The following is a 21,662-nucleotide window of genomic DNA, read 5'->3' on the forward strand; positions in this document are numbered from 1 at the left end:
ACCTGCACAAAAGGTCTGGAGAAAGAATGTCCTTGATGAATTCCTGGGTGGCTTCGGCCAACGCCGCCAACCATCCGTTCCCATTGAACAACTTGCCTTACGGTGTGTTTTCCACCGAAGACGGTGAACCGCGCTGCGGAGTGGCGATTGGAGACATGATCCTCGACATCACCACGGCCGAGGCCAAAGGCCTGATCGTCCTGACGGATGAGCCCTTGTTTGACCTGCCCTTTTGGAACCCACTGATGGAGCAAGGCCCGGCCGTCTGGGCTGCCCTGCGCGCGCGCCTGAACAGTCTTTTGGCCGACGGATCGGAAGAACAAGGGCAAGTCGAACCCCTGCTCGTGGCTCAAAGTGATGCCGAGATGCACCTGCCTTTCGCAGTCAGCGAATACACCGACTTCTACGCAGGCCGCCACCACGCACAGAATGTTGGCACCATGTTCCGCGGGCCCGAAAATGCGCTACCACCCAATTGGCTGCACATTCCCATCGGCTACAACGGCCGCGCCTCGTCCGTTGTTGTGTCGGGCACGGATATCCGTCGTCCGTGGGGCCAATTGAAGTCTCCCGATCACGACCGCCCGGCCTTCCTGCCCAGCCGCCGCTTTGACATTGAGCTTGAGATGGGCGCCATTGTGGGCACACCGTCGGAAGGCCCGATCTCGGTGCAGGAGGCGGACGAAAACATCTTTGGTTATGTTCTGCTAAACGATTGGTCCGCCCGCGATATCCAGGCCTGGGAATATCAGCCATTGGGTCCCTTCCAGGCCAAGGCCACGGCCACCTCGATCAGCCCCTGGATCGTGACCAAAGCCGCGCTGGAGCCATTCCGCTGTGACACCCCAGCCCGCCAACATGAGCTGCTGGATCACCTCAAAGATTGTGGACCCATGCTCTATGACATCGACCTGTCCGTTACGATGGCCCCCGCTGGCAAGCCCGCCACTACGATCGCGCGTACGAATTACAACCAGATGTACTATTCTGCAGCCCAACAACTGGCCCATCACACGACCTCGGGCTGCCCGATGAACACCGGCGACCTACTGGGATCGGGCACGATATCTGGCCCCACAAAACCCGAGCGCGGCTCACTTCTGGAACTCAGCTGGGGCGGTAAGGAACCCCTGACCCTCGACACTGGCGAGACCCGTAGCTTTATCGAGGACGGCGACACTCTGACCCTAACCGGATCCGCCAAAGGCGACGGTTACACAATCGGCTTCGGAGATTGCACCGGCACCCTGCTGCCCGCATTGGACGACCCCTATAAAAGGTGAACCCAGCCCTTCTTCTCGTCAAAAATACGGCCGCCGGAGGCGGTGCAACACCACAATCCGCACACGGCTCGGAAAAAGGAACCCAACATGGCCAAGGCTTTCGCGTCCCAAGGGGACATGTCCGAAAAAAAGATCAGCTTCACGGAAATCGGCGAAGGGCTCTATGCCTTCACCGCCGAGGGCGATCCCAATTCCGGCGTCATCATCGGCGATGACAGCGTCATGATCATCGAGGCCCAGGCCACCCCCCGTCTGGCGCAGAAGGTCATCGACTGCGTCCGCTCGGTCACCGACAAACCGATCACCCATGTGGCGTTGACCCACTACCACGCCGTGCGCGTGCTTGGGGCCAGCGCCTTCGGAGCGCAGCAAATCCTGATGTCGGATATGGCCCGCGCTATGGTCGTGGAACGCGGACAAGAGGATTGGGACAGCGAATTCCAACGCTTTCCCCGCCTTTTTGAGGGGCATGAAAGCATCCCCGGCCTGACGTGGCCCACCACCACCTTCAGCGATACGATGACGGTCTATCTGGGCAACCGCCGGGTCGACCTGATGCATCTGGGCCGCGCCCATACGGCGGGTGATATCGTCATCCATGTGGCTGATCAGAATGTCATGTTCACAGGCGACATCGTCGAATACCACTCGGCCTGCTATTGCGGCGACGGGCACTTCGGCGACTGGGGCGATACGCTGGATGCGATCAAATGGTTCGACGTGGACGCCATCGCGCCGGGACGCGGTGACGCTCTGATCGGCAAGAACATGGTCAATGCCGCCATCGAAAACACCCGCGATTTCGTCGGAAGCACCTACCTTCCTGCTGCAAAGGTCGCGGCGCGTGGAGGATCGCTTAAAGAAGCGTGGGACGCCGTACGTGCCGAGTGTGATCCGAAATTTGCCGATTACGCGATTTATGAACACTGCCTGCCCTTCAACGTCGCCCGCGCCTATGACGAAGCCCGAGGTATTGACACGCCGCGCATATGGACCGCCCAACGGGATCTGGAGATGTGGGAGGCCCTGCAAGCCTAGGGACATAGCGTCGCATTTGATCCAGATCGTTTTGCGGCCGGAGTTTCGATGGAACCATTCGGGAAGACCCTCTGGCCCAGTCCCGCCAGAGACACGGAGTTTCGCGCCAAGGCACCGGGGAGAGAGCCTATGAACAAGATCTTCGAAACACCCCTTTATGCGTATGATCGCAGCCCGGATCAGGACACTGCAACGCCTGTGCGCCACAAGGTGATCGTTGTGGGCGCCGGTCCCGTTGGCCTGAGCGCCGCCATCGATCTGGCGCAGCAAGGGGTCGAGGTCGTGGTGCTGGATGACAATGACAAGGTCAGTTTCGGCAGCCGCGCGATCTGCTTTTCACAACGTACATTGGATATTGCCGACCGGCTGGGCTGTGGCAAACCGATGGCAGAAACCGGGGTTCAATGGGAAGCAGGCAAGGTCTTTTTCGACGACCGCAAAGTTTATGAGTTCGACTTGCTGCCCGAAAAAGGCTTTGCCAACCCTGCCTTCGTGAACCTGCAACAATATCATCTTGAGAATATTCTGGTCGACCGCGTTCGCGCCTTGCAGGCCGAAGGTGCCCCGATCGAAATCCGGGGCCGCAACAAGGTCGAAGCCATCGGCACCCATGACGACCATGTTAAACTTGAGGTCGAAACGCCAGAAGGCCCCTATAACGTCGAAGCCGACTGGCTGATTGCGTGCGATGGCGCGCATTCTCCCACCCGCCGGATGCTGGGGCTGGATTTTGACGGGCGGGTATTCGAAGACAATTTCCTGATCGCGGATGTGGTGATGGAGGCCAACTTCCCCACCGAGCGCTGGTTCTGGTTCGACCCCCCCTTCAACCGGGGTCAGTCTGCACTGCTGCACAAACAGCCCGACAATGTCTGGCGCATCGATCTGCAACTGGGGTGGGACATCGACAAAGAGCGCGAGAAACGCCCCGAAAACGTCATCCCGCGCCTCAAGGCAATGCTGGGTGAGGATGTGGTGTTTGAGCTTGAATGGGTCTCGATCTACACGTTCCAATGCCGTCGGATGGAACGGTTCCGCTATGGCCGTGTGCTCTTTGCAGGGGACAGCGCCCATCAGGTCAGCCCGTTTGGCGCGCGCGGGGCGAATTCGGGAATTCAGGACACCGACAATCTGTGCTGGAAGTTGAAGCTAGTCATCGACGGACAGGCACCCGAACTGCTGCTGGACAGCTATAGCCGCGAGCGCGTGCAGGCAGCGGATGAGAATATCCAGAACTCTACCCGCTCGACCGATTTCATCACGCCGAAATCCGAGATGTCGCGCCTGATGCGCGATGCAGTTCTAGACCTGAGCGAGCACTACGAATTCGCACGCCCGCTGGTCAATTCCGGGCGGCTGAGTACGCCGTGTACCTACGAGGGATCGTCGCTCAGTTCGGCTGATGCGCTTAGCGGGCCGGACCCGACCTGCCCCGGCGCGGCCTGCCCTGATGCGCCATTGGGCGACGAATTCTTGTTGTCAAAACTGGCGGGCAAATTCACTTTGCTGACCATCGACGCTGACGCTCCCGACCGGATCGAAGAAGACGGAGTCGAGGCCACACGACTCGCACTTTCGGTCAAGGATGACCTGACGCTTGAGCTGAAGCGCCGCTATCTGGGCGATGCGACCAGTGCCGTCTATTTGATCCGCCCAGACCAACATGTGGCGGCGCGGCGGGACAATTTCGAAGAAAACGCGTTCCGGCAGGCGATGCGCCGGGCCACAGGAAAGGAGTAAGCAGGATGGCTGATCTGATCCTCACCCCCAATTTCGACAGCGCGGACGACTTCTATGCGCAGTTGCTAGCCTCGCATGAAGGGCTGGGAAAGGACGAAAGCGACGCGTTGAATGCGCGGCTGATCTTGGTTCTGGCCAACCACATCGGTGATGCCGAGGTGTTGTCACAAGCTTTGAAAACGGCCACGCTGCCTGGGGATTGATCTAGTAGGGAGATCCGGATGAGTGTGATCCTATATGATTATTGGCGGTCCTCGGCCAGTTATCGGGTGCGTATCGCGCTGAACCTCGCCGGGATTTCGTATCAGGCAGTTTCGGTCGACCTGGTGGCGGGCGATCACAGGTCCGACGTGCATCTGGCCCGCAATCCGCAAGGTCTGGTACCTGTTCTTGAGATAGACGGGCTGCGTCTGACCCAGTCGTTGGCGATCATCGACTATCTGGACCAGACCCGCGGTATGGGCTTGCTGCCTGCCGAGCCAGCGGCCCGCGCGCAGGCGTTGGCATTGGCGCAATCCATCGCCGTAGATCTGCATCCGGTCTGCAACCTGTCGGTCGCGCGCCACGCAACGGCCTTAAGTGGCAGAGCCGAAGGCATGCCGGGCGATTGGATGCGCCATTTCATCCGTCCCGGCCTGCTGGCGTTCGAAGCATTGCTGAACGGCTTCGAACAAGCCCCCTATTGTACCGGCACTCAGCCCGGTTTGGCCGATCTGTGTCTAATCCCGCAGATGTACAATGCGCGACGCTGGCAGGTCGACCTGACCGAGTTGCCCCGTATCCTGGGTGTCGACACTGCTTGCGCAGACCTGCCTGCTTTTGCTCAAGCTCACCCGGATCGGCACGCGACTGACTGCACAGGGTCTGTGTACCCACGCGGATAGGGAAACGCCCGGCGTTGGTCTATTTTAGTCGTCTCAGCAAGGATGGAGACCCCTATGCCCGAAATCACCGGCTATCACGCCCATGTCTATTTCGATGCTCATTCTCAAACAGTCGCGCAACAGCTTTGCGAAGAGGCGGGCCGCTTGTTCCCTGTTGAGGTCGGCCGAATGCACGCCAAGAACGTTGGCCCACATCCGCGCTGGAGCTGTCAGCTGGCTTTTGCGCCCGACGCGTTTGATCAGGTCATTCCATGGCTGATGCTGAACCGACAAGGGCTAACCATATTTACGCATCCCGAAACTGGCCAGCATCTTGAGGATCACCGGGGTCGTGCCATCTGGATGGGCGAAATGCTGGCGTTGGACCTGACGATCTTTGATCGAACGGGCACTTAGCCCAGAGCCTTGGCCTGATCGCGTAGCTTGAACTTTTGCACCTTTCCCGTCGAAGTCTTGGGCAGCGGCCCGAACACCACCGTTTTGGGAGCCTTGAAATGGGCCATGTGATCGCGGCAAAAGGCGATGATGTCTGCGTCAGTCGTCTGTGCATCGGGTTTGAGTTCGACAAATGCGCACGGTGTCTCACCCCATTTCTCGTCGGGGCGGGCAACCACGGCAGCCTCCATCACAGCGGGGTGTTTGTAGAGGATATCCTCGACCTCGACCGATGAGATATTCTCGCCTCCCGAAATAATGATGTCCTTGGACCGGTCCTTGAGCGCGATATAGCCGTCGGGGTGCATCACCCCCAGGTCACCCGAGGCAAACCAGCCGCCGTTAAACGCCTTGTCGGTGGCATCGGGGTTCTTGAGATAGCCCTTCATCACCACATTGCCCTGCATGAAGATCTCGCCCATGGTCTCCCCGTCGGAAGGGACCGGCTCCAGCGTTTCAGGGTCGGCCACCATCAGACCGGACAGTGCCGTGTAGCGCACCCCCTGCCGGACCTTCAGCGCAGCGCGCTCATGGGCCGGTTTTTCGTTCCACTCATCTTTCCAGGCGCAGACGACCGATGGACCGTAGGTTTCGGTCAGGCCGTAGACATGTGTAACCTCGATCCCCATCCCTTCCATATTCGCAATCACGGCGGCAGGGGGCGGGGCCCCTGCGGTCATCACCTTGATCTTCTGGTCGAAATCCTTGAGTGCCTCGGGTGCGTTGGCCAGCATGTTCAGCACGATGGGTGCGCCGCAGAAATGAGTGACTTTTTCGTCGCGGAAAGCGGCATAGATCGGCTCGGCCCGCACCGCGCGCAAACAGACCGAGACGCCTGCATTGGCCGCCATCGCCCAAGGGAAACACCAGCCGTTGCAGTGGAACATCGGCAACGTCCACAGATAGGTCGAATGCTTGGGCATATCCCAATCCAGCAGGTCCGACTGTGCGTTCAGGGCCGCACCCCTGTGGTGATAGACAACCCCCTTGGGGTTACCCGTGGTACCAGAGGTATAGTTCAGCGTGATCGCGTCCCATTCGTCACCCGGCAGAGACCACGCGTATTCGAGATCCCCCTCGGCCAGCAGAGCGTCATAGGTCAGCGCACCCAGCTTCTCGCCCCCCTCATAGCTGTCATCTTCGATATCAATGATCAGCAGATCGTGATCGACCTGCGTCAGCGCCTCTTTCACGACGCCCGAGAACTCGGGATCGACCAGCAGTACTTTGGATTCCGCGTGGTTCAGGATGAAGGCAATGATCGGGGCATCCAGCCTTGTGTTGATGGCGTTCAGAACGGCGCCGGTCATGGGGACACCGAAATGCGCCTCGTACATCTCTGGGATGTTAGCCGCGATGATTGATACGGTGTCGCCCTTGCCAATCCCCCGCGCAACCAAAGCACCGGCCATTCGGCGACAGCGCGCGTAGGTTTCCGCCCAGCTATAACGTCGCGCGCCGTAAACGACGGACGGGTAGTCTGGGTAGATCTGAGCCGTGCGGTCGATGAAGCTCAGCGGTGACAGGGGCGTGTAGTTCGCCCTGCCCTTGTCCAAATGACGCTCATAGATATTTGCCGCGGTCATCAGCGCATCCTCCCTCAGTATCTGTCGCGCGACTTGATCACAAAGACGCGCGCCTGACAAACCCGTATGAATACGACATAGACTGGCAATACGCGATAGTGCAATCTGGCCCTATATACCGATGGTCTTTCGCGGTGATCTGAGCCATCGAATAGTCAAGGGCCGGGGCTCCTGCTCCGCCGCTTACGCACCCACACTTTGCGAAAGGACATGTCATGGACGGCACGTTCAACGAAAACGATCTTTCCCGCGTGGTCGAGGCCGACCGCGCCCATATCTGGCACCACCTGATCCAGCATAAACCGTTTGAAACCAACGACCCGCGCATCATTGTCGAGGGCAAGGGGATGCGCGTTTGGGACCAGAACGGCAAGGAACATCTGGATGCCGTATCCGGCGGGGTCTGGACGGTCAACGTGGGCTATGGCCGCGAATCGATCTGCAAGGCGGTCTACGACCAGCTGATGAAGCTGTGCTATTTCGCCAACTCGGCCGGGTCGATTCCGGGCTCGATCTTTGCGGAAAAACTGATCAGCAAGATGCCGGGAATGAGCCGTGTCTACTATATGAACTCGGGTTCTGAGGCGAATGAGAAAGCCTTCAAAATGGTCCGTCAGATCGCCCACAAGAAATACGGCGGCAAGAAGACCAAGATTCTGTATCGCGACCGCGACTATCACGGCTCGACCCTGGCGGCGATGTCGGCGGGCGGTCAGGACGAGCGCAACGCGCAATACGGCCCCTTTGCGCCGGATTTCGTGCGTGTGCCCCATTGCATGGAATACCGCAAGCACGAGCTGGACGGCGCACCCGAAGAGAATTTCGGCGAATGGGCCGCCGACCAGATCGAAGAGGTCATCCTGCGCGAAGGCCCCGACACTGTGGGTGCCCTGTGCCTTGAGCCTGTGACCGCCGGCGGCGGCGTGATTGAGGCCCCCGAAGGGTATTGGCAGCGCGTGCAGGAGATCTGCGACAAGTATGACATCCTGTTGCATATCGACGAAGTTGTCTGTGGTGTTGGCCGCACCGGCACATGGTTCGGCTATCAGCAATATGGCGTGAAGCCGGACTTTGTGACCATGGCCAAGGGTGTCGCCTCGGGCTATGCGGCGATTGCCTGTATGGTCACGACCGAGGAAATCTTTGACATGTTCAAGGACAATGCCGACGACCCGATGAACTATTTCCGCGATATCTCGACCTTTGGCGGCTGCACCGCAGGCCCGGCGGCAGCGATCGAAAACATGCGGATCATCGAGGATGAGAACCTTCTGCAGAACTGCACCGACATGGGCGCGCGTATGATGGGCAACCTGCAGGGGCTGATGGAAAAGCATAAGGTCATCGGCGACGTGCGCGGCAAGGGCCTGTTCCTTGGTGCTGAGCTGGTCTCGGACCGCGCAAGCCGCGAGCCGGTGAACGAAAAGATGGCGCAGGCCGTGGTCGCCGACTGTATGGCGCAGGGCGTGATCATCGGCGTCACCAACCGCTCGGTTCCGGGCCGGAACAACACGCTGTGTTTCTCGCCTGCGCTGATCGCGACGCCGGACGATATCGACCAGATCACCGATGCCGTCGATGGTGCGCTGGGGCGTGTGTTTGGGTAGACTAATAGTTGATTACAGCCCAGAAACCGGTGCCCATGGCACCGGTTTTTTTTTGTGGTCACCTCGAGATAAAGCCAACTGAGTACAGTTCCACTGCTAAGTCGCTATAGCTTTCGGCTGCTGACGACGAAATGAGTTAGCGAAAAGAAGAACTTTCCTTGCACGGCCAGCGCTCTCTGTTCATCCGCCCAGGCAGTTGCTTCCGCCTCTGGCACGAGCCGCTTGGACTTAGCGAACTTTTCCATCAGGACAATCATCATATTGGCCAGCCCATCGGGCCGGAGGTGAGTATCACAAATGGTGACTGGCGCCACGCCCTCTACTGCAAAACCAGCATCCGTCAGAATTGGAGGCAATAGGGCAGGTACTTCTCTCTCCACAAAATGCTCATCCCAAGCTCTTACCATCCGCGCCATCCGAGCGGGATCTTCGCTGAACCATATCAAACTGTCGAAATGAATATCGCCGATAACCAGCAGTCCCCCTTGTTTTAAGCACCGATAGGCTTCGGCCACCGCTGCCGGAATATCGTCCAGGTATTCATACACCTGTACTGAAACGGCCTTATCAAGCGAGACATCTTTGACGGGAAGTTGCCCGGCTTCACCTTCAACGATCTCGACCCAGTCATAGGTCTGACACCTCTTTTTGGCCGAAAGCCGCATAGCATAACTGGGATCAATTCCTGTGACGTGACCGGTTCTGCCAACTGCCCGAGCAAGCTCTGCCGTTAATAGGCCGTTGCCGCATCCTATGTCCGCAATGACCTCACCGGGGGCAGGCTTCAGCGCATCAAATGACCCTCGACGTCGACGCGTTACGTCGGCGCCTTCATAAACACTATCTAAAAGGCGGGTTGTCTCTTCATCAAACTCAAGCATGTTACCGACACCGAACTTGTCAATTTAAACAGTGGTTCAACATCTAGCATTTTCCGACAAAGAAGTCTGCCGGAAGGGCAGAGCCAACTTTCGGACAATTGCACAAACAAAAAAGCCGCCCCAAACGGGACGGCCTTTCATTCACTGTCTCTGTAGCAGAGGGTCAGGCAGCCAGAGCGGCCTGGGCTTTGGCGACGATCGCGCCGAACGCTTCCGGTTCGTGCACGGCCAGGTCGGCCAGAACTTTGCGGTCCACTTCGATACCGGCCAGGTTCAGGCCGTTGATGAAGCGGGAATAGGTCAGAGCCTCGTCGTGCGAACGGACAGCAGCGTTGATGCGCTGGATCCACAGCGCGCGGAAGTTGCGCTTGCGGTTCTTACGGTCGCGGGTTGCGTACTGGTTGGCCTTGTCGACGGCCTGACGGGCAACCTTGAAGGTGCTCTTGCGGCGGCCATAGTAACCTTTGGCGGCCTTGATGACCTTCTTGTGACGGGCGTGAGTTACGGTTCCACCTTTAACGCGGGACATGTTGGTATCTCCTCTTAGCGGTCGTAGGGCATGTAGCCCTTGACGATCTTGGCGTCGGGGGCGGACAGGGTGGTGTTGCCACGGGCGTCGCGGATGAATTTCTTGGTCCGCTTGATCATTCCGTGCCGTTTGCCGGCCTGGCCAGCAAGGACCTTACCGGTCGCAGTCACCTTAAAGCGCTTCTTGGCGCTCGACTTGGTCTTCATCTTAGGCATTTCCGTCTCCTATTCTCGGGTTCGGTTTCAGACGCGACTCGGCATGCCATCTCGGCCGGTCACGCGATCAGAAGCGCCGTTTACGCAAGTTCGATCATACTGGCAAGGGGGTTTGGACCAGAATCTGCTTATTTTGCGGCTGGTCAGGCACCGGGGCGACGCGGGCCGCCCCGGTGAAAGGTTTTAGTGACCGAACTTGCGGATTTCGCCGCTTTTCAACCGGGCCGCATAGCTCGCCAGCTCCTGACGTACAATCTTCATCAGGAAATACAGCGCGAAGACGTTCACAACCGCCATGGCAAAGATCGCCGCATCCGAGAAGTCGATGACCGGGCCAAGGTTGGCCGCCGCACCGATCACTACGAACACACAGAAGATGATCTTGAAGACCAGCTCTTTGGTGTGACCCTCACCAAACAGGTAGGTCCAGGCCTTGAGGCCGTAATAGGACCAGCTGATCATGGTCGAGAAGGCAAACAGTACCACGGCAATAGCCAGAATGAACGGGAACCAGCCAAACGCACTGCCGAACGCCGCTGAGGTCAGGCTGACGCCGGTATTGCCATCGACCGTGGCAATCGCATTGCCCGCTTCGTTCAGCATGTAGTTGCCGGTTGCCGGATCGACGATCAGCTGCTGAGTGATAATGATCACAAGCGCAGTCATGGTACAGATCACGACTGTATCGATGAATGGCTCGAGCAGTGACACAAAGCCCTCTGTGATCGGTTCCTTGGTCCGCACAGCCGAGTGCGCAATCGCCGCAGAACCCACGCCTGCTTCGTTCGAGAACGCCGCACGCCGGAAGCCCTGGATCAGCGCGCCGACCATGCCGCCAGCCACGCCGAGACCGGTGAAGGCACCTGCAAAGATCTGACCAAAAGCCCAGCCGATCTGATCCGCGTGCATGATGATGATGACCAACGCGGCCAATACATACATGACACCCATGAAGGGCACGACCTTCTCGGTTACGCTGGCGATGGATTTCAGGCCGCCTACGATCACGGCAAAGACGATACCCGCAAAGACCAGACCTGTGATCCAACCCGGATAGTCTCCGACAATGCCCGCGATCTGCTGGTGCGCCTGATTGGCCTGGAACATATTGCCCCCACCCAGCGCGCCAAGAATACAGAAGATCGAGAACAGAACGGCCAGAATCTTACCGCCCGGCAAGCCCAGTTCACTGAACCCCTTGGACATGTAATACATCGGACCGCCCGAAACGGTACCGTCCTCGTATTCGTTGCGGTACTTCACACCCAGCGTACATTCGGTGAATTTCGAGGCCATTCCCAGCAGACCTGCGACGATCATCCAGAACGTAGCACCCGGCCCGCCGATACCGATGGCCACCGCCACGCCGGCGATGTTTCCAAGGCCGACTGTACCCGACAGCGCCGTTGCAAGCGCCTGAAAGTGGCTGACCTCGCCTGCATCATTGGGGTCGGAGTAGTCGCCTTTGACAAGGCTGATCGCGTGGCTGAAGAAGCGCAATTGCACGAAGGCAAAATAAACTGTGAACACCGTGGCGGCGATCACCAACCAACCTACGATCCACGGGAAACCGGTTCCCGGAAACGGTGCGAAGATGAAGCTGACGAAGGGGCCGGTGAAATCGGCGAACGCCTGATTGATCTTTTCGTCGAGACCCGGAGCCTCTTGCGCCAGGGCAGGACCAGCGGCAAAGGCTCCAGCGGCGAAAGCGCCAAATTGTTTGAGCATTCTCATTCTTGTCTCTCCCATCAGTTCACGACCGTGACCGGCACATCGGCATGCATGACCAGATTTTGGGTCGAGCTGCCAAACAGGCGTTTCTTGAACCCATCGGCGGAGGCGCGTCCTACGATGATTTGTGTGCCGCCGTTTTCGACGGTGATCTTGTTGAGCGTTTCTGCAACGTCGCCGTGACGCACGATACCATGTGCCTCGAACCCGGCGGCTTTGAGCGCATCGACCGCAGGCGCGATGATACGCGTTGTGGCCAGTTCAACCTCTTCCTCGCGGCGCTTGTGACGCAGGGCGTTTTCTTCCGGTGTCTGAAATGTAAACGGGGACCATTCGATGACATAAACCACCAGCAATTCACACGTCCCGATCCGCTCAGCCAAATCTTTGGCAAATGCGATCGCGCGTTCTCCGGTTTCTGTCCCGTCCAGTCCGATGACAATCTTGGTTGTCATGGTGTTCCTCCAATTTTGTTGATTATACCGAGGCCCGTGCCCCCGGCCGGGCAGTCGGAGTCTGGAACTTTTTAAATTGACCGCCCACGCGAACCAGTATCCGAGAAAAACACCAAAAAATAGAGGGGAAACTGAAAGTTTCCCCTCCTATTTTTCTATATATATGTTTTTTATATTCTTTTTTTGCCCAAAATTAAGGCAAACCACCTATCACCCGGGATCCGTGTTATAGATCAAACGCTCATCACACGGTGCAATCCGCAGAATATTAGTCGTGCCCGGAACGTTGAATGGCACCCCTGCGGTGACCACGATCTGGTCGGTTTCAGCTGCGAACCCACCCGACCGAGCGGCGCGGGCCGCGTTCACAACCGCGCCTTTGAACCGCTCCAATTCTGGTGTCATGACGCAGTGGCAGCCCCAGCTAAGGCACAAGCGGCGGGCCGTGCCCTTCGCAGGGGTCATGGCGATGATTGGCACTCCAGGACGCTCGCGCGCTGTCAACAAGGCCGTGGTCCCGCTTTGAGTAAAACAGCAGATCGCTTTGATATCCGTCTTTTCCGCAATCTCGCGGGCCGCCGCCACGATACCGTCTGCAATTGTCGTGCCTTTCGCGGTCCGCGATGACGCTATGATCTGCGTATAGGTCGGGTCGGCCTCAACCTCGATGGCGACCTTGTTCATGGTCTGGACCGCTTCGACCGGGTAAGAGCCCGCAGCCGATTCCGCACTGAGCATGATAGCGTCAGTGCCCTCATATATCGCCGTCGCCACGTCCGAGACCTCGGCCCGCGTGGGCATGGGGCTTTCGATCATGCTTTCAAGCATCTGCGTGGCCACGATCACTGGTTTGGCCGCGCCCCGGCACTTGCGCACTAAACGTTTCTGGATCGGCGGCACGGCCGATACCGGCAGTTCGACCCCCAGATCGCCGCGCGCGACCATGATCCCGTCAGACGCATCGAGGATGTCGTCAAACGCCTCAACCGCCGCTGGCTTTTCGATCTTCGACAGGATCGAAGCGCGCCCATCCGCCAGCCCGCGGGCTTCGAACACATCCTTAGCACGCTGCACAAAGCTCAGCGCCAACCAGTCGACGCCCAATTGGCAGACAAATTCCAGATCGTCACGGTCCTTCGCCGACAAGGCCGCCAGCGGCAGCACCACATCGGGCACGTTCACCCCTTTACGGTTCGAGATCGTGCCGCCGACCTCAACCGTGCAATTGGCGAAATCCTGACCGCAATCCTGTACGATCAGGCGGATTTTACCGTCATTGACCAGCAGACGCGCGCCCGGTTCCAGCGCCGCGAAAATCTCGGGGTGCGGCAGGCAAACGCGGTTGATATCCCCGGCCTCGGGGTCAAGGTCCAGCCGGAAGGCCGCGCCTTCTTCTAATTCTTCAGAGTCGTTGGCGAAGACGCCGACACGCAGTTTCGGTCCTTGCAAATCGGCCAGAATGGCGATCGGGCTGTCCAGATCCTTTTCAACCTGACGGATGATCCTGTGCCGCTCGCGGATTTCATCATGGCTACCGTGGCTCATGTTTAGGCGGAACACATCCGCCCCGGCCTCGTGCAGAGCTCGGATCATGTCATAGTCATTCGACGCCGGACCCAGCGTCGCCACGATTTTCACATTTCTCAGGCGTCGCATTGGTGGTGCTCTCCTCACGTTTTCTTTAGGTGTCGCGTAAATGTTACCGCAAACATCACTTCAAGCTGCTTATTGCGCAATTCCCTTTTCAAAGCAACTGCCCTACACCTGCGACAAACAAGATGACAGGCTTATGACGTATTCTCCGTTTTTTATCCACGGCGCTGATCGCCCGTCGCGCTGGCTAATCACATGTGACCACGCCACTAACACCGTCCCGCACGACATCAATGGCGGAGACCTCGGCCTGCCGCGCGAGGATATGGAGCGTCACATCGCCTATGACGTGGGGGCGTACGAGGTCTCGAAACATCTTGGAGAAATCCTGAACGCGCCTGTGGTCGCGGCCAATTTCTCGCGTCTTGTGATCGACCCGAACCGGGGTGAGGATGACCCGACCCTGCTGATGAAGCTGTATGATGGGTCGATCATCCCCGGCAATCGTCACGCCGACGCAGCCGAGCGGGAACGGCGGCTGAACATGTGTTATCGCCCCTATCACAATGCTTTGGCCGAGCTGGCGGCCTTACCCCATGCGGTGATTGTGTCCATGCACTCCTTTACCCGACAGCTGCGGGGGCGCGACCCACGCCCGTGGCATGTGGGCGTTTTGCACACCCCGGACGAGCGTTTTGCGCGCCCGCTGATCACCCGGTTGCAGGCAGAAGACGACCTGTGCGTCGGCGTAAACGAACCCTATACCGGTGTCCTGCCCGGAGATGCTATCGACAAGCACTGCACCGCCTTTGGTCGCCCCAATGCCCTGATCGAGCTGCGCAATGATCTGATCGCCGATCACGCTGGACAACGGGCTTGGGCGGAACGTTTGGCCGTTGTGCTACAGGACGCACTGGATACCAGCGACCTTTGATCACACGTCATTGTGAGTATACCACCTGATCGCCATATATTCGTCGAAAGGGGATCGCCATGACCCAGGAATTCGCAACCTCTGTTTTTGGTTGGATGGCCGCGCTGAACATCGCGGTGCTGTTGTTTACAGCATTAATGGTCCTGTTGCTGCAGGAGCAGATTGCGGGCATTCACAGCAAGTTATTCCAGATGGAGCGGTCGGAAGTGAAACGAGCGTATTTCCGGTATCTGGCCAACTACAAGATCCTTACATTGATCTTTTGCATCGTACCTTGGCTGGCCTTTAAACTGGCCTGACATCCTGTTTGTTGAAACATCGCCTCCGGACCGCTAGGTCAAGGACAACGATACTGTCATCCGGAGTCAGCGCATGGACAAGCAAACCGAAATCGAACTTCAGGCCGCAGCCTTCCGCCGGTTGCAAAAGCACCTGATGGAAGACCGCACCGACGTGCAGAACATCGACATGATGAATCTGGCCGGGTTCTGCCGCAACTGCCTGTCGCGCTGGTATCAGGAAGCTGCTAGTGAAAAGGGCATCGAGATGGGCAAAGACGAAGCCCGTCAAATTTTCTACGGCATGACCATGGATGAGTGGAAAGCCAATTATCAGACCGAAGCCAGTGCCGAAAAACAGGCCGCCTTCGAGGTCGCCTTTGACGAAAACGTCACCAAAAAAGGTTGAACGCTGAAATCAAAAAGGCCCGCCGGTTTGGCGGGCCTTTTGCTTAGATCGCCGCCTTGCGGCTTTCATCCAGATAAATCTCACGCAAGCGTTTGGCAATCGGCCCCGGCGTGCCGTCGCCCAGCGAAACCCCATCAATCTCAACTACCGGCATGACAAAGGCGCTGGCCGAGGTGGTGAACGCTTCATCCGCCTCTTTCGCCTCATCGATCGTAAACAGGCGTTCTTCGACTTCCATCTGCGCCTCGGCAGCCATACGCAACACAGCCTTGCGGGTGATCCCGTGCAAGATGTCGTTGGACAGCGGGCGGGTCACGATCTTGCCGTTCTTGACGAAATAGGCGTTGTTGCTGGTGCCTTCGGTGACATAGCCATCCTCGATCATCCACGCATCATCGCACCCGGCAGCCTTGGCCATCATCTTGCCCATCGACGGGTACAGCAACTGCACTGTTTTGATATCGCGGCGGCCCCAGCGGATATCGTCGATCGAGATGATCTTGGCCCCCTTCTGCGCAGCCGGGCTGTCGGCCAGGCCAGGCTTATTCTGCGTAAACAAAACCAGCGTCGGCTTGGTGTCAGCCGCAGGGAATACAAAATCCCGGTCCCCGTCGCTGCCACGCGAGACCTGCAGGTAGATCAGGCCTTCTTCGATCCCGTTCAGCTCGACCAGTTTGCGGTGAATAGCCAGGAGTTGATCCTTACTGCATGGCTCGGCCATCTGCAGCTCGTCCAGCGAGCGTTTCAGACGCACCGCGTGGCCTTCAAAGTCGATCAGCTTGCCGTCCAGCACGCTGGTCACCTCATAAACGGCGTCGGCCATCAGAAAACCACGGTCAAAGATCGAAACCTTGGCCTCGGTCTCGGGCAGGTACTCTCCGTTCACGTAAACGGTGCGGGTCATGTCACTCTCCTCAGCCCCAGAGCGCCGCTTTTGGCGGATGCACTCCGGCGTCATCAAAAATCAGCGGGTTGGTGCGGTCTTCGGCCAGAAGAAGCGGGCCGTCAAGGTCCGTTACCACCGCACCCTGTGCCAACAAGGTCGCAGGGGCCATCGCAAGCGAGCTGCCAACCATGCAACCGACCATGACCTTATAGCCCTCGGACAGTGCCTGTTCCCGCAATGCCAGCGCCTCGGTCAGACCGCCGGTTTTGTCGAGCTTGATGTTGACGACGTCGTACTTGCCTTTAAGACCGGGTAGGCTGCTGCGATCATGGCAGGACTCGTCGGCACACACAGACACCGGACGTTCCATTCCGATCAGCGCGTCATCTTCACCGGCAGGCAAGGGTTGCTCGACCAGAGCCACACCCAAACGCACCAGATGCGGGGCAAGGTCGGCATAAACAGCGGCCGACCAACCCTCATTCGCGTCGACGATGATCCGTGCGTTCGGCGCGCCCGCGCGCACAGCTTCAAGCCGGGGCATGTCGTCCGGTGTGCCCAGCTTGATCTTGAGAAGCGGACGATGCGCGTTGGCGGTTGCTTGCGCCTGCATCGCCTCGGGCGTGTCCAGCGACAGAGTATATGCGGTGATCTCGGGGCCCGGAACTGGCAAACCGGCCAAGTCCCACGCCCGTTTGCCCGCACGCTTGCATTCCAGATCCCACAGCGCACAGTCTACGGCATTTCGCGCCGCCCCAGCGGGCAGCAGGTCCATAAGCGATTGCCGGGTGATGTCTGCCGGCAGACCCGCGATCTCGGCTTCAACCGACTCCAGCGTTTCATCATAGCGCGCGTAGGGCACGCATTCTCCCCAGCCCTGATGCACCCCGTCCGAGATCCGAACGGTCAGCACCTTGGCCTCGGTCCGCGACCCGCGCGAGATGGTGAACACCTGCGCCAACCGAAACACATCCCGCGAAATGTCTATCCGCATCACACACCTTTCCCCAGCAGAGCGACCAAGATTTTTCGACGAAAAATCTTTGCCAGACCGTGTTACAGCGCCGCCAGCGCGTCAACCAGCTTACCCGCGCCAAAGCGGTACGGGTCAGTGGCGGGCAAGCCTAACTCGGCCTCAACCTCGGCGATATAGGCACGCGCGTCGTCTTCGCTTAGGTTCTGGGTGTTAATCGACACACCGACAACCTGACAGGCCGGGTTGGCGATCCGCGCCAGCGGCAGCGCCGCGTCACGCAGATCCGGCAGCGACGGCAGGGAATACTCGGGCAAGCCACGCATATGCGTCCGCGTAGGCTCGTGGCACAGGATCAGCGCATCGGGCTGACCGCCGTGGATCAGCGCCATAGTCACACCGGAATAGGACACATGATACAGTGACCCCTGCCCTTCGATGTGATCCCAGTGATCGGCGTCATTCTCTGGCGTCAGGTATTCGACCGCACCGGCCATGAAATCGGCCACGACCGCGTCCAGCGGAACCCCCTGCCCGGTGATCAGAATGCCCGTCTGCCCCGTGGCGCGGAAAGTGGATTTCATGCCCCGCTTGCGCATCTCGGCATCCATCGACATGGCGGTGTACATCTTGCCTGCCGAACAATCGGTCCCCACGGCCAGACACCGCTTGCCGCTGCGCTTTTTACCATTGGCAATCGGATAGCCAACAGTCGGCACACGCACGTCGTGCAACGTGCAGCCGTGGGTTTGCGCCGCGGCCACCAGATCGCCCTCGTCGCGCAACAGGTTATGTAGGCCAGAGGCCAGATCAAACCCCATCTCGAGCGCCTCGATCAGCACTTTCTTCCACGCCGCACTGATCACGCCGCCCCGGTTGGCAACGCCAATGACCAGCGTTTTCGCGCCGGCGGCTTTGGCCTCGGCCAGAGTCAGGTCGGTCATACCCAGATCGGCCTTGCAACCCTCCATCCGGTACTGGCCCACGGCGTTCTCGGGACGCCAGTCCCGGATGCCGATGGCGACTTTTGCGGCCAACTGGTCGGGCGCATCGCCCAAAAACAACAGATACGGTGTCTCGATCATTGCGGTGCACTCCTTTGATTCCGACGCAGGCTAGTGGAGCCGGCAGGCGAGAGTTTCGCGAATCCTTCTGTCAACGTCAGTTGGGTTGGGAGAATTTTGCGCAGTTTGCCGAAAATGCGCAAAGACTTTTCAAGTTTCCAAAGTGATTAAACTTTAACCGCCCACGACACAGCGTATTTTGGGGAATGCTGCGAATGCATTGCCGCGCCTGCACAAAGACGCTTGCGCCGCGTTGCGCAATTTAATACCAGATAAGCCAACAAAATCGCAATTTCCTTTCCCGCACGAGGTCCAGATGAGCTTTCGCCTTCAACCCGCCGCCCCTGCCCGCCCAAACCGTTGTCAGCTGTTTGGTCCCGGTTCGAACACCAAGCTGTTCCCGAAAATGGCCGCCTCGGCCGCCGACGTGATCAACTTGGACCTTGAGGATTCCGTTGCACCCACTGACAAGGATGTGGCCCGAGCCAATGTGATCGAGGCGCTGAACACAATCGACTGGGGCGGCAAATACATGTCCGTCCGCATCAACAGCCTCGACACGCCCTACTGGTATCGCGACGTGGTTGATCTGCTGGAACAGGCCGGCGACCGTCTGGACCAAGTCATGATACCCAAGGTGGGTTGTGCGGAGGACGTCTATGCCGTTGACGCGCTGGTCACGGCGATCGAGCGCGCCAAGGGCCGCACCAGGCCCATCAGCTTTGAGGTCATCATCGAATCCGCGGCTGGTATCGCCCATGTCGAAGCCATCGCGGCCTCATCCCCGCGCCTGCAGGCCATGAGCCTTGGGGCGGCAGACTTCGCGGCCTCGATGGGGATGCAGACCACCGGTATCGGCGGCACGCAGGAAAACTATTACATGCTGCGCGAGGGCGAAAAGCACTGGTCCGATCCGTGGCATTGGGCACAGGCGGCCATCGTCGCCGCCTGCCGCACCCATGGCGTGCTGCCCGTTGACGGCCCGTTCGGCGATTTCTCGGATGATGAGGGCTATATCGCGCAGGCCAAACGTTCGGCCACGCTGGGTATGGTGGGCAAATGGGCGATCCACCCCAAGCAGATCCCTCTGGCCAATCAGGTCTTCACCCCTTCGGACGAGGCGGTTACAGAGGCCCGCGAGATACTGGCGGCAATGGAACAGGCCAAGGCCAATGGCGAAGGCGCAACCGTTTACAAAGGACGTCTGGTCGATATCGCCTCGATCAAGCAGGCCGAGGTGATCGTGGCACAGGCCGAGCTGATCGCTGCAAATGGCTGACGAAAAAGGCGCCCCGCGGGGCGCCTTTCTTACCTGCCGAACACGTTGTTTGGCGTCCAGGTGAACCGCTCGCCCTGCTTGCCCCATTTCATCATCAGGCAAGAGGTTCCGTATTTCTGGAAATACTTGATGTTGAGCGGATACCAACCGGCCTTGGGCACCTCAACCTCTGTGCGTTGATTGGCTTCACAGCCCTGTCGACCATTCACATAGCCGATCTGCTGACCGCCGACCCAAGCGTCAATGCCGTCATTGGACCATGTTTCTAATTCATAGATTCCAGGCGAATCGAACTTGATATAACCGGTGACTTCAGCCGCCACATTGAACGCCTGATTGTAAGTCAGAACCGGGTCCCCTTCATTCGTGTCGCGATAGTCGAGCCCAATTAAAGGCGGGCCAGGCTCGGCCTTTTTCAACAAAAACTCAACTTTTGACAGGTTCTGGATTTTGCGCGGCGGGTTCCCCTCCCACGCATATTTCACATTCAAACCCGCTTTGGGGCTTGGCTGAGGATTGGCAGGTTGCAATTTCAGCGGCGCGGACACAGCCATCCCGGCGATCATCGCCAGGGTCACGGCCAGCGCTCCGGTCTGAGCGAATTTCATGGTCTTCTCCCTGAGTGTGGTCCCATTGGGGTTAACCCCCATTTTGGTCAGAACATTGGATAAACACTAGGATGTGAGAATTAACCTCGCAAGACAGTTAAAATTCACATTTGCGCTGTTAGGCACGCAAATCCTTGGGCGAATCCATCACCACATAGGACGTGATCGAGGTCACATGCGGCAATGTACCCAGCACTTCGGTGTGGAACGTTTTGTACGAGGCAAGGTCCGCGCACTCCACCCGCAGCAGGTATTCAATCGTTCCGGTAATGTTGTGACATTCCACCACTTCAGGGGCACGCTGCAAAGCGCGTTCGAACCCTTCTTGTGCAGCTTTGGTATGCTCGCCCAGCCCAACTCCGATATAGGCGACGAACCCAACACCCAATGCCGCTGGGTTCAGAACCGCCCGATAGCCTTGGATGACACCCACGCGCTCCAACTCCTGCACCCGCCTCAGACAGGCCGAGGGAGACAGGCCCACCCGGTCGGCAAGCTCCAGATTGCTGATACGCCCGTCGCGTGACAGCTCACGCAATAAATGTTGGTTTATTTGGTCAATCTTCGCCATTCATTGCGAAACTTAGAAAAACTTGCGCGATTTCGCAATTTCATTTGCTGTGGATCGGACAATTATCCTGCAATGACCTATGATCTGCTTTTCGCATTGATGATGTTTGCTTTCGTCTCGTCCATCACGCCAGGGCCGAATAACCTGATGCTGATGGCCTCGGGTGCGAATTTCGGGTTTCGCCGCACCGTCCCGCATATGCTGGGCATCGGGATCGGGTTCACCGTTATGGTTCTATTGGTGGGAGCCGGCCTGGCGCAGGTCTTTATGCGGGTACCCCTGTTGCACAGCGCACTGAAAATTCTGTCCGTCGCCTATCTGCTTTGGCTTGCATGGAAAATCGCCCACGCCGCGCCAGCGACCAGGGGCGAAACCGAAGGAACGCCAATGACATTTGGGCAAGCCGCCGCTTTCCAGTGGGTCAACCCCAAAGCGTGGACAATGGCCTTGACGGCGACGACGGTCTACACGCCCAACCACACGATGGGCGCGATCATCACTGTTGCTTTGGTGTTTGGTGCGGTGAACCTCCCCTCGGTCAGCACATGGACAGTACTGGGACAGCAGATGGCCCGGCTGCTGACAAACGCACGAAGGCTGGTGGTGTTCAACTGGACAATGGCCGCGCTTTTGGTCCTGTCGCTCTACCCGATCCTGTGGCCGGGCTAGACAGCCTTTTGGTG

The 21,662-nt window shown here is 58.5% G+C and carries 24 protein-coding genes; 12 read left to right on the forward strand and 12 right to left on the reverse strand.

Annotated features, from left to right (window positions below):
- The first annotated feature begins 26 nt into the window (after positions 1-26).
- The 6 genes from fahA (at position 27) to ACR0L1_RS19800 (ending at position 5,341) form a co-directional block, all read left to right on the forward strand.
- Complete coding sequence (gene fahA / locus ACR0L1_RS19775) at positions 27-1,283, forward strand: fumarylacetoacetase (protein WP_480860494.1); 1,257 nt, start codon at positions 27-29, stop codon at positions 1,281-1,283.
- Between the two features lie 87 nt (positions 1,284-1,370).
- Positions 1,371-2,321: an MBL fold metallo-hydrolase gene (locus ACR0L1_RS19780; RefSeq protein ID WP_170787143.1), complete on the forward strand. Its 951-nt coding sequence runs from the start codon at positions 1,371-1,373 to the stop codon at positions 2,319-2,321.
- Positions 2,322-2,450: 129 nt separating this feature from the next.
- Positions 2,451-4,061: an FAD-dependent oxidoreductase gene (locus tag ACR0L1_RS19785; RefSeq protein WP_480860496.1), complete on the forward strand. Its 1,611-nt coding sequence runs from the start codon at positions 2,451-2,453 to the stop codon at positions 4,059-4,061.
- A gap of 5 nt (positions 4,062-4,066) precedes the next feature.
- Positions 4,067-4,264: a DUF2783 domain-containing protein gene (locus tag ACR0L1_RS19790; RefSeq protein WP_170775163.1), complete on the forward strand. Its 198-nt coding sequence runs from the start codon at positions 4,067-4,069 to the stop codon at positions 4,262-4,264.
- A gap of 18 nt (positions 4,265-4,282) precedes the next feature.
- Positions 4,283-4,945, forward strand: coding sequence for a maleylacetoacetate isomerase (maiA, locus tag ACR0L1_RS19795; protein WP_480860498.1), 663 nt, complete (start codon positions 4,283-4,285; stop codon positions 4,943-4,945).
- 54 nt (positions 4,946-4,999) lie between these two features.
- On the forward strand, positions 5,000-5,341 hold the full coding sequence (locus ACR0L1_RS19800; protein WP_480860499.1) for a DOPA 4,5-dioxygenase family protein: 342 nt from the start codon (positions 5,000-5,002) through the stop codon (positions 5,339-5,341).
- On the opposite strand, the gene ACR0L1_RS19805 is transcribed toward ACR0L1_RS19800, so the two are convergent.
- A complete protein-coding gene (locus ACR0L1_RS19805) occupies positions 5,338-6,966 on the reverse strand; it encodes an acyl-CoA synthetase (RefSeq protein WP_480860501.1) in 1,629 nt (542 codons plus the stop codon). The two genes, ACR0L1_RS19800 and ACR0L1_RS19805, sit on opposite strands and share 4 nt — an antisense overlap.
- Positions 6,967-7,181: 215 nt before the next feature.
- On the opposite strand from ACR0L1_RS19805, the gene ACR0L1_RS19810 reads away from it, so the two are divergent.
- Positions 7,182-8,573, forward strand: coding sequence for an aminotransferase family protein (locus ACR0L1_RS19810; RefSeq protein ID WP_480505522.1), 1,392 nt, complete (start codon positions 7,182-7,184; stop codon positions 8,571-8,573).
- Between the two features lie 104 nt (positions 8,574-8,677).
- Here ACR0L1_RS19810 and ACR0L1_RS19815 read toward each other — a convergent pair whose 3' ends face one another.
- From ACR0L1_RS19815 to pyk, 6 genes are all read right to left on the reverse strand, one after another.
- A complete protein-coding gene (locus ACR0L1_RS19815; RefSeq protein ID WP_480860503.1) occupies positions 8,678-9,454 on the reverse strand; it encodes a methyltransferase domain-containing protein in 777 nt (258 codons plus the stop codon).
- Positions 9,455-9,617: 163 nt separating this feature from the next.
- Positions 9,618-9,983 (reverse strand): 50S ribosomal protein L20, encoded by a 366-nt coding sequence (gene rplT / locus ACR0L1_RS19820; RefSeq protein WP_008756009.1) that lies wholly within the window; start codon positions 9,981-9,983, stop codon positions 9,618-9,620.
- 14 nt (positions 9,984-9,997) lie between these two features.
- Positions 9,998-10,198, reverse strand: a complete 201-nt coding sequence (rpmI, locus tag ACR0L1_RS19825; RefSeq protein WP_010443552.1) for a 50S ribosomal protein L35 — start codon at positions 10,196-10,198, stop codon at positions 9,998-10,000.
- Positions 10,199-10,381: 183 nt separating this feature from the next.
- A complete protein-coding gene (locus ACR0L1_RS19830; RefSeq protein WP_170787128.1) occupies positions 10,382-11,932 on the reverse strand; it encodes an alanine/glycine:cation symporter family protein in 1,551 nt (516 codons plus the stop codon).
- A gap of 14 nt (positions 11,933-11,946) precedes the next feature.
- Positions 11,947-12,384: a universal stress protein gene (locus ACR0L1_RS19835; protein WP_170775177.1), complete on the reverse strand. Its 438-nt coding sequence runs from the start codon at positions 12,382-12,384 to the stop codon at positions 11,947-11,949.
- A 210-nt stretch (positions 12,385-12,594) separates the two neighbouring features.
- Positions 12,595-14,040, reverse strand: a complete 1,446-nt coding sequence (gene pyk, locus ACR0L1_RS19840) for a pyruvate kinase (RefSeq protein ID WP_170787126.1) — start codon at positions 14,038-14,040, stop codon at positions 12,595-12,597.
- A 133-nt stretch (positions 14,041-14,173) separates the two neighbouring features.
- On the opposite strand from pyk, the gene ACR0L1_RS19845 reads away from it, so the two are divergent.
- The 3 genes from ACR0L1_RS19845 to ACR0L1_RS19855 all read left to right on the forward strand — a co-directional run bounded on the left by ACR0L1_RS19845 (position 14,174) and on the right by ACR0L1_RS19855 (position 15,598).
- Positions 14,174-14,911, forward strand: coding sequence for an N-formylglutamate amidohydrolase (locus ACR0L1_RS19845; RefSeq protein WP_170356079.1), 738 nt, complete (start codon positions 14,174-14,176; stop codon positions 14,909-14,911).
- Positions 14,912-14,970: 59 nt separating this feature from the next.
- A complete protein-coding gene (locus ACR0L1_RS19850; protein ID WP_480505516.1) occupies positions 14,971-15,210 on the forward strand; it encodes a DUF6868 family protein in 240 nt (79 codons plus the stop codon).
- Positions 15,211-15,283: 73 nt separating this feature from the next.
- Positions 15,284-15,598 carry a DUF1244 domain-containing protein gene (locus ACR0L1_RS19855; protein ID WP_480505514.1) on the forward strand — a complete coding sequence of 105 codons (315 nt, stop codon included), beginning with the start codon at positions 15,284-15,286 and terminating at the stop codon, positions 15,596-15,598.
- A gap of 43 nt (positions 15,599-15,641) precedes the next feature.
- On the opposite strand, the gene ACR0L1_RS19860 is transcribed toward ACR0L1_RS19855, so the two are convergent.
- The 3 genes from ACR0L1_RS19860 to dgcN all read right to left on the reverse strand — a co-directional run bounded on the left by ACR0L1_RS19860 (position 15,642) and on the right by dgcN (position 18,542).
- Positions 15,642-16,502, reverse strand: a complete 861-nt coding sequence (locus ACR0L1_RS19860; RefSeq protein WP_480505512.1) for a D-amino-acid transaminase — start codon at positions 16,500-16,502, stop codon at positions 15,642-15,644.
- A 10-nt stretch (positions 16,503-16,512) separates the two neighbouring features.
- Entirely contained in the window at positions 16,513-17,478 is a 966-nt protein-coding gene (gene dgcA, locus ACR0L1_RS19865) for an N-acetyl-D-Glu racemase DgcA (RefSeq protein WP_480860507.1), read from the reverse strand.
- A gap of 62 nt (positions 17,479-17,540) precedes the next feature.
- Positions 17,541-18,542 carry an N-acetyltransferase DgcN gene (gene dgcN / locus ACR0L1_RS19870; RefSeq protein ID WP_170787116.1) on the reverse strand — a complete coding sequence of 334 codons (1,002 nt, stop codon included), beginning with the start codon at positions 18,540-18,542 and terminating at the stop codon, positions 17,541-17,543.
- A 295-nt stretch (positions 18,543-18,837) separates the two neighbouring features.
- On the opposite strand from dgcN, the gene ACR0L1_RS19875 reads away from it, so the two are divergent.
- Positions 18,838-19,800 carry an L-malyl-CoA/beta-methylmalyl-CoA lyase gene (locus ACR0L1_RS19875; protein ID WP_480860508.1) on the forward strand — a complete coding sequence of 321 codons (963 nt, stop codon included), beginning with the start codon at positions 18,838-18,840 and terminating at the stop codon, positions 19,798-19,800.
- A 29-nt stretch (positions 19,801-19,829) separates the two neighbouring features.
- Here the strand turns inward: ACR0L1_RS19875 and ACR0L1_RS19880 are convergent, their stop codons facing one another.
- Together ACR0L1_RS19880 and ACR0L1_RS19885 are read right to left on the reverse strand one after the other, a co-directional pair.
- Positions 19,830-20,408, reverse strand: a complete 579-nt coding sequence (locus tag ACR0L1_RS19880; protein ID WP_170775195.1) for a PA14 domain-containing protein — start codon at positions 20,406-20,408, stop codon at positions 19,830-19,832.
- 118 nt (positions 20,409-20,526) lie between these two features.
- Entirely contained in the window at positions 20,527-20,979 is a 453-nt protein-coding gene (locus ACR0L1_RS19885) for an Lrp/AsnC family transcriptional regulator (RefSeq protein ID WP_170775197.1), read from the reverse strand.
- Positions 20,980-21,051: 72 nt separating this feature from the next.
- Here ACR0L1_RS19885 and ACR0L1_RS19890 point away from each other — a divergent pair, with 72 nt between their 5' ends.
- Positions 21,052-21,648, forward strand: coding sequence for a LysE family translocator (locus ACR0L1_RS19890; RefSeq protein ID WP_170787112.1), 597 nt, complete (start codon positions 21,052-21,054; stop codon positions 21,646-21,648).
- Positions 21,649-21,662 lie beyond the last annotated feature (14 nt).

It is taken from the genome of Ruegeria sp. J8 (genome assembly GCF_056531925.1).